Annotated in this window: 15 protein-coding genes; 12 read left to right on the plus strand and 3 right to left on the minus strand. The window is 64.5% G+C overall.

What is annotated here, in order from left to right:
* Positions 1 to 21 precede the first annotated feature (21 nt).
* The gene (scpA, locus tag AC1DN9_RS02370; RefSeq protein WP_478096925.1) at positions 22 to 2181 is read right to left on the minus strand and encodes a methylmalonyl-CoA mutase; all 2160 of its coding nucleotides are present in this window, start codon (positions 2179 to 2181) and stop codon (positions 22 to 24) included.
* Positions 2182 to 2307: 126 nt separating this feature from the next.
* On the opposite strand from scpA, the gene AC1DN9_RS02375 reads away from it, so the two are divergent.
* From AC1DN9_RS02375 to AC1DN9_RS02395, 5 genes are all read left to right on the plus strand, one after another.
* Complete coding sequence (locus AC1DN9_RS02375; protein ID WP_478096927.1) at positions 2308 to 2955, plus strand: GntR family transcriptional regulator; 648 nt, start codon at positions 2308 to 2310, stop codon at positions 2953 to 2955.
* A 112-nt stretch (positions 2956 to 3067) separates the two neighbouring features.
* Positions 3068 to 3805, plus strand: coding sequence for an SDR family NAD(P)-dependent oxidoreductase (locus AC1DN9_RS02380; protein ID WP_478096929.1), 738 nt, complete (start codon positions 3068 to 3070; stop codon positions 3803 to 3805).
* A gap of 42 nt (positions 3806 to 3847) precedes the next feature.
* Entirely contained in the window at positions 3848 to 4687 is an 840-nt protein-coding gene (locus tag AC1DN9_RS02385) for a transporter substrate-binding domain-containing protein (protein WP_478096931.1), read from the plus strand.
* A gap of 13 nt (positions 4688 to 4700) precedes the next feature.
* On the plus strand, positions 4701 to 5369 hold the full coding sequence (locus tag AC1DN9_RS02390) for an amino acid ABC transporter permease (protein ID WP_478096933.1): 669 nt from the start codon (positions 4701 to 4703) through the stop codon (positions 5367 to 5369).
* A 26-nt stretch (positions 5370 to 5395) separates the two neighbouring features.
* On the plus strand, positions 5396 to 6163 hold the full coding sequence (locus tag AC1DN9_RS02395; RefSeq protein ID WP_478096935.1) for an amino acid ABC transporter ATP-binding protein: 768 nt from the start codon (positions 5396 to 5398) through the stop codon (positions 6161 to 6163).
* On the opposite strand, the gene dusA is transcribed toward AC1DN9_RS02395, so the two are convergent.
* Entirely contained in the window at positions 6136 to 7140 is a 1005-nt protein-coding gene (dusA, locus tag AC1DN9_RS02400; protein ID WP_478096937.1) for a tRNA dihydrouridine(20/20a) synthase DusA, read from the minus strand. The genes AC1DN9_RS02395 and dusA overlap by 28 nt on opposite strands.
* 189 nt (positions 7141 to 7329) lie before the next feature.
* On the opposite strand from dusA, the gene AC1DN9_RS02405 reads away from it, so the two are divergent.
* Together AC1DN9_RS02405 and AC1DN9_RS02410 are read left to right on the plus strand one after the other, a co-directional pair.
* A complete protein-coding gene (locus AC1DN9_RS02405) occupies positions 7330 to 8892 on the plus strand; it encodes an aryl-sulfate sulfotransferase (protein ID WP_478096939.1) in 1563 nt (520 codons plus the stop codon).
* Positions 8893 to 8966: 74 nt separating this feature from the next.
* Entirely contained in the window at positions 8967 to 9695 is a 729-nt protein-coding gene (locus AC1DN9_RS02410) for a phosphatase PAP2 family protein (protein WP_478096941.1), read from the plus strand.
* A 4-nt stretch (positions 9696 to 9699) separates the two neighbouring features.
* On the opposite strand, the gene AC1DN9_RS02415 is transcribed toward AC1DN9_RS02410, so the two are convergent.
* Positions 9700 to 10848, minus strand: coding sequence for a DUF2235 domain-containing protein (locus AC1DN9_RS02415; RefSeq protein WP_478096943.1), 1149 nt, complete (start codon positions 10846 to 10848; stop codon positions 9700 to 9702).
* Between the two features lie 193 nt (positions 10849 to 11041).
* Here AC1DN9_RS02415 and AC1DN9_RS02420 point away from each other — a divergent pair, with 193 nt between their 5' ends.
* The 5 genes from AC1DN9_RS02420 to AC1DN9_RS02440 all read left to right on the plus strand — a co-directional run bounded on the left by AC1DN9_RS02420 (position 11042) and on the right by AC1DN9_RS02440 (position 16704).
* Positions 11042 to 12247: an MFS transporter gene (locus AC1DN9_RS02420; protein ID WP_478096945.1), complete on the plus strand. Its 1206-nt coding sequence runs from the start codon at positions 11042 to 11044 to the stop codon at positions 12245 to 12247.
* An 84-nt stretch (positions 12248 to 12331) separates the two neighbouring features.
* Entirely contained in the window at positions 12332 to 13495 is a 1164-nt protein-coding gene (locus AC1DN9_RS02425; RefSeq protein WP_478097520.1) for an MFS transporter, read from the plus strand.
* Positions 13496 to 13666: 171 nt separating this feature from the next.
* Complete coding sequence (locus tag AC1DN9_RS02430; protein WP_478096947.1) at positions 13667 to 14974, plus strand: ABC transporter substrate-binding protein; 1308 nt, start codon at positions 13667 to 13669, stop codon at positions 14972 to 14974.
* Positions 14975 to 15011: 37 nt separating this feature from the next.
* On the plus strand, positions 15012 to 15869 hold the full coding sequence (locus AC1DN9_RS02435) for a carbohydrate ABC transporter permease (RefSeq protein WP_478096949.1): 858 nt from the start codon (positions 15012 to 15014) through the stop codon (positions 15867 to 15869).
* A 10-nt stretch (positions 15870 to 15879) separates the two neighbouring features.
* Positions 15880 to 16704 carry a carbohydrate ABC transporter permease gene (locus tag AC1DN9_RS02440; RefSeq protein WP_478096950.1) on the plus strand — a complete coding sequence of 275 codons (825 nt, stop codon included), beginning with the start codon at positions 15880 to 15882 and terminating at the stop codon, positions 16702 to 16704.
* Positions 16705 to 16708: the final 4 nt, after the last annotated feature.

The raw sequence follows: 16708 nt of genomic DNA on the forward strand, positions 1-16708 counted from the left end.
CGAAGTGAGCGTGGGGGCTCATCAGACCGCAACCGCCGCGCGAATTTGCTCGAGCACGTCTTTCGCGCTGGCAGGAATCGGGGTGCCCGGGCCGTAGATGCCCTTCACGCCGGCGTCGTAGAGAAACTCGTAGTCCTGGCGCGGGATCACGCCACCCACGAAGACGATGATGTCGTCAGCACCCTGCTTCTTCAGTTCCTCGATGATCGCAGGCACCAGCGTCTTGTGCCCCGCGGCGAGCGTGCTCACGCCGACTGCGTGCACATCGTTCTCGATCGCCTGCCGCGCGCATTCTTCGGGCGTCTGGAACAGCGGTCCCATGTCGACGTCGAAGCCGAGGTCGGCGAACGCGGTGGCAACAACCTTCGCGCCGCGATCGTGTCCGTCCTGACCCAGCTTGGAGATCATCACGCGCGGACGCCGGCCCTGCTCTTCGGCAAAGGCCGCGATCTCGTTCTGGAGTGCTTCCCAGCCTTCGGCGGAGTCGTAGGCAGCGGCGTAGACGCCCGTCACCTTCTGCGTATCGGCGCGATGGCGGCCGTAGACCTTCTCGAGCGCATCGCTGATCTCGCCGACGGTGGCGCGCAGGCGCACCGCCTTGATGCTCAGGTCGAGCAGGTTGCCCTCGCCGCTCTCGGCGGCCGCGGTCAGCGCGTCGAGCGCAGCCTGCACGGCGGCACTGTCGCGCTTCTCGCGGATGGCATTGAGCTTGGCGATCTGACCGTCACGCACCTTGACGTTGTCGATCTGCAGGATGTCGTGCGTGTCCTCGTTCTTGAGCTTGTACTTGTTGACGCCCACGATCACATCCTTGCCCGAATCGATGCGCGCCTGCTTGTCGGCGGCGGCGGCCTCGATCTTGAGCTTGGCCCAGCCGCTGTCGACCGCCTTGGTCATGCCGCCCATTGCCTCGACCTCTTCGATGATGGTCCAGGCGGCGTCGGCCATGTCCTGGGTGAGCTTTTCCATCATGTAGCTGCCGGCCCAAGGGTCGATCACGTTCGTGATGTGGGTCTCTTCCTGGATGATGAGCTGCGTGTTGCGCGCGATGCGGGCGCTGAATTCGGTGGGCAGCGCGATGGCTTCGTCGAGCGCATTGGTGTGCAGGCTCTGCGTGCCGCCGAACACCGCGGCCATGGCTTCGATGGTGGTGCGCACCACGTTGTTGTAGGGGTCCTGCTCGGTCAGCGACCAGCCCGAAGTCTGGCAGTGCGTGCGCAGCATCAGGCTCTTGGGGTTCTTGGGGTTGAACGCCTTCATGATCCGACACCAGAGCAGGCGGGCGGCGCGCATCTTGGCGACTTCCAGATAGAAGTTCATGCCGATGGCCCAGAAGAAGCTCAGCCGGCCCGCGAAGTCGTCGACGTCCAGGCCTTTGGCGAGCGCGGTCTTGACGTACTCCTTGCCGTCCGCCAGCGTGAAGGCCAACTCCAGCGCCTGGTTCGCACCGGCTTCCTGCATGTGATAGCCGCTGATCGAGATCGAGTTGAACTTCGGCATGTTCCTGGCCGTGTACTCGATGATGTCGCCGATGATCCGCATCGACGGCTGCGGCGGAAAGATGTAGGTGTTGCGGACCATGAACTCCTTGAGGATGTCGTTCTGGATGGTTCCGCTGAGCTTGTCCTGCGAGACGCCCTGCTCTTCCGCCGCCACCACGTAGCCGGCGAGCACCGGCAGCACGGCGCCGTTCATCGTCATCGAGACGCTGACCTTGTCGAGGGGAATCTGGTCGAAGAGGATCTTCATGTCCTCGACCGAATCGATGGCCACGCCGGCCTTGCCGACGTCCCCGGTCACGCGCGGGTGATCACTGTCGTAGCCGCGGTGCGTCGCGAGGTCGAACGCGACGCTCACGCCCTGGCCGCCGGCAGCCAGCGCCTTGCGATAGAAGGCGTTCGACTCTTCTGCCGTCGAGAAGCCCGCGTACTGGCGGATGGTCCAGGGACGCACCGCGTACATCGTGGCTTGCGGGCCGCGCAGATAGGGCTCGAAACCCGGCAGCGTGTCGGCGTATTTCAGGCCCTGCAGGTCGGCGGACGTGTAGAGCGGCTTGACGGCGATGCCGTCCGGCGTGATCCAGTTCAAAGCATTGACATCGCCGCCAGGAGCGGATTTGGCGGCGGCCTTGGCCCAGGCTTCGAGGGTGGCGTTGGAAAATTGAGGTTCGAGTTTGCTCATGGGCGCGGCTTTGAAAGGTCGTGCGAATTCGGGGAAGTCCGCACAGGTGCGGCACGGATCGGTGCGAGAGTTTACCCGATCTGTAATTATTAATTCAAACAATCTGACTTGCGGTACATTCCACCCATGTCTGCCCTCACCCTCACTCCTCGCGCGCTCTACGAAGAAGTGGCGGAACTGCTTCGCCAACGCATCTTCAACCGCGAACTCGAACCCGGTAGCTGGATCGACGAACTGAAGCTGGCCGATGAATACGGCATCAGCCGCACGCCGCTGCGCGAGGCGCTCAAGGTGCTGGCGGCCGAGGGCCTGGTCACCATGAAGGTGAGGCGCGGCGCCTACGTGACCGAGGTTTCCGACAAGGACCTGGCGGACGTCTATCACCTGCTCAGCCTGCTGGAGAGCGACGCCGCCGGCGTGGTCGCCGAACGAGCCTCCAACGCCGAGCTGGCCGAACTCGAAGCGCTGCATGCCGAACTCGAAGCGGCCGCCGCGCCGGGCAACGTGAACCGCCAGAACTTCTTCGCGGTCAACGAGCGCTTTCACATGCGGCTGCTCGCCATCGCCGACAACCGCTGGCGCGACCAGATGGTGGCCGACCTGCGCAAGGTGATGAAGCTCAATCGGCACAACTCGCTGCTGAAGTCCGGGCGCATCGCGGAATCGCTGAATGAGCATCGGGCCATCATGGCGGCGCTCAAGGGACGCAATCCAGCCATCGCCATGGCCCGGATGCAAGAGCACTTCAGCAACGGACTCGAAGCAGCGAACTGAGTGCGCCTGCCGCGCTCGGTGACGCGGCCCGGCAGCATCATTTGCTTGCACAATACTTGCTTCGATAACGCAAGCGGCGCCGCTCCGGCGATCCGAAGAGAAAGCATCGCGAATGAGTAGTGTGGTCGTGACCGGCGCGGGTTCGGGCATCGGCGCGGCGACATGCAGGCGCCTGGCGGCACAGGGGATCGATCTCGTGATCCACACCGGCAGCCAGCGCGAAGCCGCAGCGGCAGTGGCGCGTGAATGCGGCGCTGTGCGCAGCACGGTGGTGACCGGCGACATGGCCGACGCACGCACGGTCGATGCGCTGCTCGACGCGGCACAGGCGCTCGGCGGATTGCGCGGCGTCGTCGCCAACGCGGGCTTCGCCGACCGGCGCACGCTGGCCCAACTCGACGACGACATCGTCGAGCGCTCACTGCGCACCATGGTCGTTTCGCTCGCCCACCTCCTGCGCAAATCCCTGCCGCTGCTCGAACAGGCTTCGCACGGGCGATTCGTTGCCGTCAGTTCGTTCGTCGCGCATCGTTTCACACTGGGCGCCTCCAGTTTTCCCGCCACCGCGGCGGCCAAGGCCGGCGTCGAAGCGCTGGTGAAAGCGGCCGCGGCCGAGGTTGCCGCGCGCGGCGTGACCGTCAACGCCGTCGCCCCGGGCTATGTTCAAAAGGATCGCCCGAACAGCGGCGCCCTGACCGCCGATCAATGGAAGCAGGCGCTGTCACGCGTCCCCGCTGGCCGGCTCGCCACGCCCGACGACATCGCGGCGCCGATCGCCTTCTTGCTGAGCCCCGAAGCAGCGTTCATCACCGGACAGGTGCTGCACGTCGACGGCGGCATGACCTTGTAGGCCCAGCGCACCCCGTTTTTTCAACCGATGGAGAACAAACCAATGACAAACCGTCGCCAATTCATTGCCAGCGTCGCCGCAGCCGGTGCCGCGTCGAGTTGGGCCAGCCAGGCCTTCGCGCAAGCGGAGACCGAAAGTGCCTGGGCGCGCATCCACCGCACGAAGGTGCTGCGCATCGGCGCGGTCGCCGGCGCGGCGCCTTACTATCACAAGGATCTGGCAACGGGCGAATGGCAAGGCTTCATGATCGACTTCGCGAAGAGCCTGGCAGGCAGCCTGAACGCCAAGCTCGACATCAACGAGACCACGTGGGGCAATTCGGTGCTCGATCTCCAGTCGAACAAGATCGATGTGTTCTTCGGCCTCAACCCGACGCCCCAGCGCGCGCTGGTGGTCGACTTTTCGGATCCGCTCTTCAACAACGCCTTCGTGCTCGTGGCGCGCAAGGACTTCAACCCCAAGACCTGGGAAGAGCTGAACAAGCCCGACGTGAAGGTCGCAGTGGACATCGGTTCCTCGCACGACCAGATGGTGACCAAGACGCTGCCCAATGCGCAGATCATCCGGCTCGAAAAGGCCGCCGACGCCACGCTGGCGGTGCAGACCGGGCGCGCCGACTGCCAAGTGCTGGCGGTGGTGCTCGCGCTCACGGTCATGAGCAAGAACCCGACCATCGGCCACATCGTGCTGCCCACGCCGACGCAGGCAACCACGACGAACCTCGGCTTCCGCAAGGAAACCGACCGCCAGTGGGTCGAATACGTCAACAAGTGGATCGCCCAGACGCGCGCGAGCGGCAAGGTCAAGCAAGTGGTGCTGGCCAACATGCAAACACTGTCGGGCGTGAAGCCCGATCAGGTGCCGACCGAAATCAGCTTCTGACACCAGGGCCGCCGTGTACCAGTGGGACTTTGAATTTCTCTGGGGCTTTCGCCGGCTCCTCTTCATCGGCCTGGGCTATACAGCCGCCTACACGGTGATCTGTACGCTGCTCGGGCTGCTGATCGGGCTGGCGGTCGCCATGGGCCGACTGTCGCGGCATGGCTGGCTGCGCGCGCCGCTGCGGGGCTACGTCGAAATCTTCCGCTGCACGCCGGTGCTGGTGCAATTGGTGTGGTTCTACTACGCGCTGCCTGTGCTGACGGGCATCCAGATTTCCGCCGCGCTCGCGGCCATTCTGGCGCTGTCGCTCTACGGCAGTTCGTTCTTCTCGGAGATCATTCGCGGCGGCATCATCTCGATCGATCCAGAGCAGAGTGATGCCGCGCGCGCGCTCGGAATGCGCCGCTTCCAGGTGATGCGCCGGGTGGTTCTGCCGCAGGCCTTCAGGCGCATGGTGCCGCCGCTGCTCAATCAGTCGATCCTGCAGCTCAAGAACACTTCCCTGCTGTCGGTGCTGGCGCTGCCCGACCTGCTCTACCAGGGTCAGAGCATTGCGCACGAGACCTATCGCCCGCTGGAGACCTACACCGTCGTGGCGCTCGCTTATTTCATCGTCCTGCTGCCGGCCACGATCCTGGTCAAGCGTGCCGAAACCCGCCTCTCGAAGACCGCCAGCGCATGACCACGCCATCGCCCACGAATGCGCCCATGATTGAGGTGAGCCATCTCGGCAAGAGCTTCGGCGACAACCGCGTGCTGCGCGACGTTTCCCTGTCGGTCGGCAAGGGCGAGGTTGTGGCACTCATCGGGCCCTCGGGCTCGGGCAAGTCCACGCTGTTGCGCTGCCTGAACCTGCTGGCGGTGCCGAACGACGGCACGGTGCGCGTCGGCGACCAGACGATGGCGTTCAAGGGCGCCGCCACACGCCTGCCCAAGGATGCCGTGCTCGCCGCGTTCCGCGCGCGCACCGGCATGGTCTTCCAACACTTCAACCTCTTTCCGCACATGAGCGTGCTGGGCAATGTCATGGAAGGACCGGTGACCGTGCTCAGGCAACCCAAGGCGCAGGCCGAAGCCAAGGCACGACTGCTGCTCGGCAAGGTCGGTCTCCAGGACAAGGCGGACGCGTGGCCCGACCAGCTGTCAGGCGGCCAGAAGCAACGCGTCGCCATCGCACGCGCGATGGCGATGGAGCCGCAGGTGATGCTGTTCGACGAGGTGACGTCCGCGCTCGACCCCGAACTGGTCGGCGAGGTGTTGCGCGTCATCAAGGTGCTGGCCGAGGAAGGCATGACCATGGTGCTCGTCACCCACGAAATGGCCTTTGCGCGGGAGGTCGCCGATCAGGTGGCGTTCATGCGCGACGGCGTCATTGTCGAATTCGGGCCGGCACGCCAGGTGATCGACGACCCGGCCCAGCCGGCGACGCGTACCTTCCTCACGCGCTTTCACGAAGGCAGGCCGGCCAGCGCCTGAGCGGGTTCCTCGCCGTCCGGCTGCAGTGCGTGCGCCTGCGCCATCACTTCGTGGGGCGACAGCGTCTTGAGCCGATGGTCGCTCCAGACCTGCCGCCAGCGGCGGGCGCCCGGAAGGCCGTTTCGCAGCCCGAGCATGTGGCGCGCGATGTTCGACCACGGCGTGCCGTGCGCCTCGGCCTCACGCACCATGTAGTCGCACATCCGAAGCTCGACCTCTTCGCGCGTGAGCGTCGAGGGCGGCTCGCCGTAGAAGATCGCGTCCCACTCGGCCAGCCACCACGGGTTGTGATAAGCCTCGCGGCCGACCATCACGCCGTCCAATAGCCGGAGGTGCGCCTGCATTTGCGCGATGTCGTTGAAGCCGCCGTTGATCGAGAAACGCAGCGCCGGGAAGTCGTGCTTCAGGCGGTGCACCAGCTCATAGCGCAGCGGCGGCACCTCGCGGTTCTGCTTGGGCGACAGGCCCTTGAGCCAGGCATTGCGCGCATGCACGATGAAGGTCTCGCAGCCTGCCTCGCTCACCCTGCCAACGAAGTCGCGCACGAAGTCGTAGCTTTCGACCTTGTCGATGCCGATACGGTGCTTGACGGTGACGGGCACATTGACCACATCGACCATGGCCTTCACGCAATCCGCCACGAGCGCCGGTTCGTTCATCAGACAAGCGCCGAACGCGCCGCGCTGTACACGTTCGCTCGGGCAACCGCAGTTGATGTTGATCTCGTCGTAACCCCATTCCTCGCCCAGCTTCGCGCAATGGGCCAGATCGGCCGGCTCGCTGCCGCCGAGTTGCAGCGCGGCAGGGTGCTCTTCGTCATTGAAGCGCAGGTGTCGCGGGACGTCACCATGGATCAGCGCGCCGGTCGTCACCATTTCTGTGTAGAGCAGCGTGCGGCGCGTGATGAGTCGATGGAAGAAACGGCAGTGGCGGTCCGTCCAATCCATCATCGGGGCCACGGAGATCAAAGCCGACATAACTCCTTGATTCATAAAAGGTTCTTGCTTTCTACGTTCGCCTGAGGCGGTCGAACTCCCACGGCGCAAGAGCGCCATTTTCTCAGCGCCAGCAGATGCCCGTCGGACAGCGAGCTAATTTTCAGCTAACAAATGCATCGGCATCATTGGCGCGCCTCACAAGAACCAACAAGTAGCGGAGGGTGCATCGTGTCCCATCTTGCGCGCTTGATTACCGCTTCGCGTCCGAAGCTGATTCCGTTCGTCGCGGCGGCACTTGCGCTCGGCGGGTGCGGCGGTGGTGGTGGCGGTGGTGATGGGGGCAACAATTTCGTCGAGGCCGGTTTGCCGCAGCCCAGCGTCACCGCCGTGCGCACCGGGGTTTCACCCTTCATCGCGTTCGTGGACCTGCATCTTCCCGTCGCAGGAAACCTGACCATCGTCCATTACCGCATCGAGCCAAAGCCGGGCAGCGTGTCACAGCCCGTCGACGTGAACTATGCGATGGCCTACCTGCAGCGGCGGGGGTATGCCCCGACCGGTGGCGACACCATCACGGTTCCGGTCTTCGGCTTGTATGCCAACTACCAGAACGAGGTCGACATCGACGTGCAACGGGCAGACGGCGTTGCGCAAGCGCTGCGCGTCGAGATCGACACACCCGCCTACTCCGATCCGAACGGCGTCTACGACCGGCCAACGATCCTGAAGTCTCGCGCGGCTGGCGATTCGCTTGGCTTCGACTACTTCTACATGAAGTCCGGTCTGGGCAGCCCAGTGGTGGTCGATACCGACGGCCAGATACGCTGGGTGGTGCCTCTGAACATGATCTCGCTCACATCGCTGTTCGTCGGCAACCGCTTCGTCATCGGTGACGCCGCGTCGACTCGGCTCCAGCGCCTGGAACTGGATGGCACAACGAACGAGACATCCCTCAACGCGTCCGATCTCACCGACTTCAATCACAACATCGACCCAGGCAAGGTCGGCCTGCTGTCCGCGGTGGATGCCGCGCGCAACGGAGTGGCGGACGTCGAGAGCACGCTGATCGAGTTCGACGGAGATACCGGCAACGTGCTGATGCGATGGGACCTGGCCGACATCCTGTCGGGCTTCATGCGAAGCCAGGGAGACGACCCGACGTCGTTCGTGCGGCCAGGCACAGACTGGTTTCACATGAATTCGGCAACGTATGACCCGAGCGACGACACGCTGATCATCTCCAGCCGGGAGAACTTCGTCGTGAAGATCGACTACACCAGCGGCGGCTTGATCTGGATCCTGGGCGACCCGACGAAGTACTGGCACAGCTTTCCGTCGCTTGCTGCCAAGAGCCTGACGCTTGCGTCCGGCGGCCTCTACCCGATAGGACAGCACGCCGTGTCCATCACCCATGACGGGTTGCTGCAGGTGTTCAACGACGGTGAGGGCTCGGTCAATCAACCCGCCGGAGCGCCGTCTGGCGAGACCCGAACCTACAGCGCCGTGTCGGCCTATTCAATCGACGCAGCGCAACACGGTGCGACCGAGGCACGGCGCTTCGACTACGGCCAGAGCATCTTTTCCAGCTTCTGCTCCAGTGCCTATCAGGCGCCCGAGGGCAACTCGATGCTGATCAGTTATGCCGACGCAGACAACGGTACGCACGCGCGCCTTGTCGGCCTGGACGCCAGTCAGAACGTGGCATTTGATTTCGAGTATGCGAGCTCGGGATGCAATACCAGTTGGAACGCGCAACCGATTCCGTTCGAAGCGATGCGGTTCAACGGATAGCTGCCAGCTTGCTCAAGCTCAAGCGGCGTTTACAGTCGCGGTTGCAACGGTGAGAAGCCGGAGCGCCCATCGACATGAAGCCCCTTCGTCACCGATTCGACCGCCTCGCGCTCCCCCGCTTCGACACCCTGCGATCGCTGCTCAAGCCCCTGGCCGCAGGGCTCGCGGTTGTCCTGCTCATGCTCGTGTTCGCCCTGCTTGCCAGCGAAGTCTTCGAAGGCGACACGCGCGGCTTCGACGTGCGGCTGCTGCGAGATGCCCAACAGATCAGGGAAGCACACCCCTGGTTCGCCCAAGTCATGCGCGACCTCAGCGGCCTCGGCAGCACGGCGGTTCTCACGCTTTTCACGGTGGCCACCGCGGGCTATCTGCTGCTGGTATCGGCACGGATCACGGCCTTGCTCGTCGTGGCATCCACCGTCAGTTGCGCGATTCTGATCAGCCTTCTCAAGGCAGTTTTCAGTCGCATGCGTCCCGATGTCGCGTTCGCCGACCATGCGGCTTGGGGCATGAGCTTTCCGAGCGGGCACGCCAGCATGTCGGCCGCCGTCTTCCTGACCCTCGGCGTGCTGACGGCCACCACCCGAAGCCGGCTGTCCGAGCGGCTTTACATCCTGGCCGTTGCCGCGGCGACGGCGCTGCTGATCGGGGCGAGCCGCGTGGCGCTCGGCGTGCACTGGGCCTCAGACGTGCTGGCAGGATGGGCCGTCGGCGCAGCCTGGGCGATGGCCTGGTTGCTCATCGCGTACCGCCTCGTCCATTCCGAAATATCGGGCTCCGCGCGTCTCGAGGGCGACGCTTAGAACGCTATATCGTCACGACCCCCGCAGAGAGTTGTCGGCCGTTGAGCCACGGCGCCAGACTGGACGACGGCTGATAAGCCGCGAACTGCGTGAGATAGAGCTGCACGCTCGGATGAAACCGCGCGTCCTTGGGAATCTGCCTCGGCGCGTGTGGGCGCAGGTCGAAAGGCGGCTCCTTGAACGGCGTATGGATCGGGCCGAAATCGAAGGCATCGGTCACCTTGTACTGCGGTGAGATGGCGACGCCCGCATCGCGCAGGCGCGAGATCATCCAGTCGAGCGAGCAGGTGGCCAGGTCCCATGTCGGATAGCCACCGCCGACGTCGGCATGCGCGCCGCAGAACCACCGCTGCTGGATGCCGTCCCTGTCGTCCCACAGCGTCGGCTCGAAGTCGACGCGCTGCTCGTCGATCGCGAGCGCATGGAAGCCGGCCTTCACCTTGGCCGACAGCACACGGTCCGCAAATTCGAAGATGTCCACTTTCGATGCATCGTCCAGGCCATAGGTCGGCACGCCGAGGGCGCCCACCGTGTCCCAGACGCCGATGGCCTCGATGCCGACACCCTGCACCAGCCGACTCAGGTCGATGGACTCGGCCTTGAACTCTTCGAGGTAGCCGAGCAAGGTGCTCTGTTTTCCCAAGGCCCTGCGGTAGCGGCTCCAGACGAAGATGCCGAGCTTGTAGGCGGTCTCCGCGTCATAGTTGCCGTCGGCATCTTGCATCGCGTCCTGCGGCAGCAACCCCATCTTCGCGACCATGCCGGCAAGCGCCCTGACCGTATAAGCGCCACGGCTGAAGCCGGCGAGGTAGATGCGATCGCCCGGCGCGTAGTTGCGGGAGAGGAAGGTGTAGCCGCGAACAATGCGCTCGATGAAGCCCTCGCCGAATACGCCGCCGAGGATCTTCCGGATGGCGTTCTGCGAATCGCCGACGCCGTGCAGGTATTTCGCGATCTGCGTGATCTTGGCGTCCGGGCCTGCGGCGACCTTTTCCTGCTCGTCCTGTTTTCGCAGTGAATCCGGCGTGACGTCCCCCGCCAGCGCCGCAAAGAGGCGCAGCACGTTGGTCGCCCTGGCCTGGAGATCCTGGGCGTCGCCCTGACCGAGCCCGTTCCACGTGCCGTCGGCACAAAAAACGATGTTCTTTGCCACAGCGGGCTCCTTTCCGGGGTTTATGCAAGGCCGTTGCAAGGCAGTTTGGCCTCTTCCCGGCGGGCAGGCCATGCGCCGTTCGCGGTATGTCGGGTGGCGACTCCATTCCGGCCGGCCTGCACGGCCACGAGAGAAATGCTAAGGTGCCGAGCCTTTTCGGGTTAACCCCTAAACCCACCGCGAGATCTTCCCCTTGCCTCACACCCAAGCGCCCGCAGCCACCGGGCTTTCCACCGGCCTGACGATCCTGTTCGCCGTGGCATGCGGACTCTGCGTCGCCAACATCTACTTCGCGCAGCCGCTCATCGGGCCGATTGCCGCCACGCTGCAACTGCACGCCGGGCTGGCCGGACTGATCATGACGCTGACCCAGCTCGGCTACGGCACCGGATTGCTTCTGCTGGTGCCGCTGGCCGACGTGGTCGAAAACCGTCGGCTGATCACTTTCGCAATGGCCGGCGCTGTCATCGGGCTGGTCGGCATCACCCTGTCCGGGTCGGCATCCACCTTTCTCGCAGCGTCGTTTCTCGTCGGAACCTGCGCCGTGGCTGCGCAGGTTCTGGTTCCGCTGGCCTCGCACCTCGTGCCGGAGGCAACGCGCGGCAAGGTCGTGGGCAACATCATGGCGGGACTGCTGGCCGGCATCATGCTGGCGCGCCCCTTCTCCAGCATGGTCGCTGCAGCCTTCGGGTGGCGCGCCGTGTTCGGGATTTCCGCTGTGCTCATGGCCACGCTGGCGGTGGTCATGTGGCGCGCGCTGCCTCAGCGCCGCCCGCACGCATCGATGGGCTACGCGCGCACGATGGCCTCGCTCCCGGGCATCGTCTGGCGAACGCCGCTGCTGCGCCGCCGGGCCTTCTACCAGGGGATGATGTTCGCCGGCTTCCAGGCGTTCTGGACCACCGTGCCGCTGGCGCTGTCACGTGAATTCAACATGGGCCAAGGCGGCATCGCGCTGTTCGCATTGGCCGGTGCGGCGGGAGCACTCGCTGCACCCTGGGCGGGCCGGCTGGCCGACCGCGGCCTCTCACGGCCGGCGACCGGCATCGCGATCGGCGTGGCGCTCCTGTCATTTGCCCTGGGCGCCGTCTCGGTGCATTTCCACTCGCTCCTTGGACTGGTTGCGGCGGGCGTCCTGCTCGACGGTGCGGTCCAGCTGTGCAACGTACTCAGTCTGCGCAGCCTCTATGTGTTGGCGCCGGAATTGCGCGGGCGGCTGAACGGGCTTTTCCTGACCTTCATCTTCATGTGCGCGGCGGTGGCTTCGGGCTTGGCGGCGGCCATCTACACCTTCCACGGATGGGACGGCCTGAGCCTGCTGGGTGCGGCATTCGCGGTGGTGGCACTGTTGTTTTATGCCACGGAGTTCCGCCGGAATTCCCTTTTGCCGGCGACTTGACACAGGGGTCCGGGATAATAAGGGTTAACCCCTATCAATCCCATGACCAAGCCCACCGATACGCCGTCCGCCGCTTCGTCGCGCATGCCCATTGCCCTGCTGGCGCTCGCCGCCGCAGCATTCGCGATCGGCACCAGCGAATTCGTCGTCATGGGCCTGTTGCCCGACATGGCGCTCGATCTCGGCGTGACGCTTTCCCAAGCGGGCCTGCTCGTCACCGGCTACGCGATGGGCGTCGTCATCGGGGCACCCGTCTTTGCCGTCGCGACGGCGCGCCTGCCACGCAAGGCGACGCTCATTGCGCTGGCTTCGCTTTTCGTCGTGGGCAATCTCCTGTGCGCGCTCGCCCCCAACTACGCACTGCTGATGGCAGCCCGCGTGATCACCGCGCTCGCGCACGGCACCTTCTTCGGCATCGGCTCGGTCGTCGCGGCCGGGCTCGTGGCGCCCAACAAGCGGTCCCAGGCCATCGCGCTCATGTTCACCGGCCTGACGCTGGCCAACGTGCTGGGCGTGCCGCTGGGCCGCATCATCGGCGAGCACTACGGCTGGCGGATGACCTTTGCGGCCATTGTCGTGATCGCCATGAGCGCGGTGGCTTCGCTGATCGTGTTGCTGCCTCGGCACATCGAGATGCAGAAGGGCAACATCCTGCGCGAATTCACGGTGCTGGCGGACGGGCGGGTCCTGCTGGCACTCGCCACGAGCGCGCTGACATCGGCGAGCCTGTTTTGCGTCTTCACCTACATCGCACCGCTGCTGACGCAGGTGAGCGGTTTCTCGGAGGCGGCCGTGGCGCCCATCCTGCTCCTGTTGGGCGTCGGGCTGACGATCGGCAGCACCGTGGGCGGGCGCCTCGGCGACCGGCGGCTCGTGCCTTCGTTGCTGCTGGTGCTTGGCCTCAACGCCGTGGTGCTGGCACTCCTGCATTTCGTATTGCCGATGAGATCATCGACCGTCATGCTGATGCTGGTATGGACCACGCTGTCCTTCGCGCTCGTCCCGCTGCTGCAGACGTTGATCGTCCAGCACGCGAACGCCGCGCCCAATCTGGCGTCGACGCTGAACCAGGGCGCTTTCAACCTCGGCAATGCAACGGGCGCATGGATCGGCAGCGGCATGCTCGCCGCCGGCGCGCCATTGGCCGACCTCCCCTGGGCCGGTGCCGCCATCACGCTCGGCGCATTGGCACTCGCGGCATGGAGCAGCCGTCTCGGCGACCGCGCCCCTTCGCTGCAAGCCGCCTGACCGGCACTGAAGCCCATCGATTCGCACATCCCTTCTTGCTCGAACTAGGGAAGTCACCAATCAACTGGTGCATTTAAGTATCGACTGAGGCCGAAGAAGTACCAAACCCGCAATCCAGAGTCTCCAGAATTTGGACACGGCGACCGCCTGTCGTCGAACAAAGGAGACAACATGAAGCGTTTTCTGAAGGCGGGCCTGGTGCTCGCGATCGCAGGCGCAGGCTTCGCGCACGCCGAGACCGAACTTGTCATTGCGACGGTGAACAACGACCACATGATCGAGATGCAGAAGCTCACCAAGTTCTTCGAGCAGGCGCATCCGGACATCAAGCTCAAGTGGGTCACGCTGGAAGAAGGCACGCTGCGCCAACGGGTGACGACAGACATCGCCACCAAGGGCGGCCAGTTCGACGTGATGACGATCGGCATGTACGAGACGCCGATCTGGGCCAAGAAGGGCTGGCTGCTGCCCATCGCGACCGACGCAGCCTATGACGCCGACGACCTGCTGCCCGCGATGCGCACCGGCCTCTCGGCGGACGGCAAACTCTACGCCTCGCCCTTCTACGGCGAGAGCTCGATGCTCATGTACCGCAAGGACCTGGCCGACAAGGTGGGCTTCAAGATGCCCGACCAGCCGACCTGGACACAGGTGAAGGAACTGGCCGGCAAGATCCACGACCCGAAGGCCGGCGTCTACGGCATCTGCCTGCGCGGCAAGCCGGGCTGGGGCGACAACATGGCGCTCCTCACGACGATGGTCAATACCAACGGCGGCCAGTGGTTCGACATGAGCTGGAAGCCGCAGATCGACACCAAGCCGTGGCATGACGCAATCAGCTTCTACGTCGACCTGATGAAGGCCTACGGCCCGCCCGGCGCTTCGGCCAACAGCTTCAACGAGAACCTCGCGCTCTTCAACGAAGGCAAGTGCGGCATGTGGGTCGACGCGACGATCGCCGCGTCGTTCGTGAGCAATCCGAAGCAATCGAAGGTGGCCGACAAGGTGGCCTTCGCGCAGGCACCGGTGGCGGTGACGCCCAAGGGCGCGAACTGGCTGTGGGCCTGGGCACTGGCGATTCCGGCCAGCTCGCAGAAGGTCGATGCAGCACAGACCTTCGTGAAGTGGGCGACGTCCAAGGACTACATCAAGCTCGTCGCCAAGGAAGAAGGCTGGGGTTCGGTGCCGACCGGCACGCGCAAGTCGACTTACGCATCGCCTGAGTTCATGAAGGCGGCGCGCTTCGCCGAAGCCGAGAAGAAGGCGATCGACACGGCCAACCCGAATGACAGCACGCTGCCGAAGTCGCCCTACGTCGGCGTGCAGTACGCGGCCATTCCGGAGTTCCAGGCCATCGGCGTCGCGGTCGGCCAGCAGATGAGCGCGGCGCTCGCAGGGAAGGTCACCGTCGACCAGGCACTGAAAACATCGCAGACCGCCGCCGAGCGGGAAATGAAAAAGGGCGGTTACTACAAGTAGCCCGGCACGGCAAGAAGAACAACCGCCGGTCCGCACCATGACCCGACTTCTACCCCGAGCGCTGATGGCGCCGGCCGTGATCGCGCTCGTCCTCTGGATGCTCGCGCCGCTGTTGATGTCGATCTACTTCTCGTTCGTCAACTACAACCTGATGCAGCCCGGCGAGCGCACGTTCAATGGGCTGGCGAACTTCAGCTACTTCGTCACCGACCCCGACTTCTGGCCGGCGGTGTGGAACACGCTGGTGCTGATCGGCAGCGTGATCATCATCACGGTGGTGCTGGGCGTGGGACTCGCCCTGCTGGTGAACGAGCCCTTCCCAGGGCGCGGGATTGTGCGGGTGCTGCTCATCTCGCCCTTCTTCGTGATGCCCACGGTGAATGCGCTGCTGTGGAAGCACATGATGATGAACCCGATCTACGGCGTGCTCGCGGACCTGTGGCGCACGTTCGGCGCGGAGCCGGTCGACTGGCTGACGGACGTACCGCTGTTCTCGATCATCATCATGGTGGCCTGGCAGTGGCTTCCATTCGCCTGCCTGATCTTCATCACATCCCTGCAATCGCTCGACCGCGAGCAGATGGAGGCCGCGCGCATGGACGGCGCCACCGCCTTCCAGCGCTTCGGTTACCTCACCCTGCCCCACCTCGGCCGGCCGATGGCGGTGGTGATCATGATCGAGATGATCTTTCTGCTCTCCGTGTTCGCGGAGATTGCCGTCACGACCAACGGCGGACCCGGCAACGAGAGCACCAACCTCACCTACCTGATCTTCAAGCAGTCGCTGATGAACTTCGACGTGGGCGTGGCTTCCGCGGGTGCGCTCTTCGCGGTGGTGCTGGCCAACATCGTGGCGGCCTTCCTGATCCGCATCATCGGAAAGAACCTCGACTGAGGGCCGCAGCATGCAAACCGACAACATCTTCCCCCTGGTGCTGCGCTCCGTCGTCGCATGGGCGCTTACGCTGCTGCTGTTCTTCCCGCTGGGCTGGCTGCTGCTGACTTCGTTCAAGACCGAGTTGCAGGCCATCCACGTGCCGCCGCTCTTCTTCTTCGAGCCGACGCTGGAGAACTTCACCGAAGTGCAGCGTCGCAGCGACTACCTGCTCTATGCGAAGAACTCGATCATCACAAGCATCGGCTCCACGATCATCGGCCTGCTGATTGCAGCGCCGGCCGCGTATTCGATGGCCTTCTTCCGCACGAAGCGCACGCGCGACATCCTCATGTGGATGCTCTCCACCAAGATGATGCCGGCCGTGGGCGCACTGGTGCCGATCTACGTGATCGCGCAGACCGCGGGCATGCTCGACACGCGCACGGCGCTGACGATCGTCTTCACGCTGTCGAACCTGCCGATCATGGTGTGGATGCTCTACACGACCTACAAGGACATCCCGCCGGAGATCCTCGAAGCCGCGCGCATGGACGGCGCCAACCTGTGGACCGAGTTCCGGAACGTGGTGCTGCCGCTTTCCATCGGCGGGCTCGCCTCCACGGGCCTGCTGTGCCTGGTGCTGAGCTGGAACGAAGCCTTCTGGGCGCTGAACCTCGTGTCGGCCAAGTCCGGCACGTTGGCCACGCTGATCTCGCAGTACTCCAGTCCCGAAGGCCTGTTCTGGGCCAAGCTCTCCGCCGCTTCGGTGATGGCGATCGCGCCCATCGTGGTGTTCGGGTGGTTCAGTCAAAAGCAGCTCGTTCAAGGCCTGACCTTCGGCGCCGTCAAGTAAGGAA

This window comes from Variovorax sp. 05L425 (assembly GCF_056397705.1).

What these genes read in the sequence shown, in the direction of transcription:
- AC1DN9_RS02375 (WP_478096927.1), top strand. Translation starts at nt 2,308, where the DNA reads ATGTCTGCCCTCACCCTCACTCCTCGCGCGCTCTACGAAGAAGTGGCG.
- AC1DN9_RS02395 (WP_478096935.1), top strand. Translation starts at nt 5,396, where the DNA reads ATGATTGAGGTGAGCCATCTCGGCAAGAGCTTCGGCGACAACCGCGTG.
- AC1DN9_RS02380 (WP_478096929.1), top strand. Translation starts at nt 3,068, where the DNA reads ATGAGTAGTGTGGTCGTGACCGGCGCGGGTTCGGGCATCGGCGCGGCG.
- AC1DN9_RS02430 (WP_478096947.1), top strand. Translation starts at nt 13,667, where the DNA reads ATGAAGCGTTTTCTGAAGGCGGGCCTGGTGCTCGCGATCGCAGGCGCA.
- dusA (WP_478096937.1), bottom strand. Translation starts at nt 7,140, where the DNA reads ATGTCGGCTTTGATCTCCGTGGCCCCGATGATGGATTGGACGGACCGC.
- scpA (WP_478096925.1), bottom strand. Translation starts at nt 2,181, where the DNA reads ATGAGCAAACTCGAACCTCAATTTTCCAACGCCACCCTCGAAGCCTGG.
- AC1DN9_RS02425 (WP_478097520.1), top strand. Translation starts at nt 12,332, where the DNA reads ATGCCCATTGCCCTGCTGGCGCTCGCCGCCGCAGCATTCGCGATCGGC.
- AC1DN9_RS02385 (WP_478096931.1), top strand. Translation starts at nt 3,848, where the DNA reads ATGACAAACCGTCGCCAATTCATTGCCAGCGTCGCCGCAGCCGGTGCC.
- AC1DN9_RS02435 (WP_478096949.1), top strand. Translation starts at nt 15,012, where the DNA reads ATGACCCGACTTCTACCCCGAGCGCTGATGGCGCCGGCCGTGATCGCG.
- AC1DN9_RS02440 (WP_478096950.1), top strand. Translation starts at nt 15,880, where the DNA reads ATGCAAACCGACAACATCTTCCCCCTGGTGCTGCGCTCCGTCGTCGCA.
- AC1DN9_RS02410 (WP_478096941.1), top strand. Translation starts at nt 8,967, where the DNA reads ATGAAGCCCCTTCGTCACCGATTCGACCGCCTCGCGCTCCCCCGCTTC.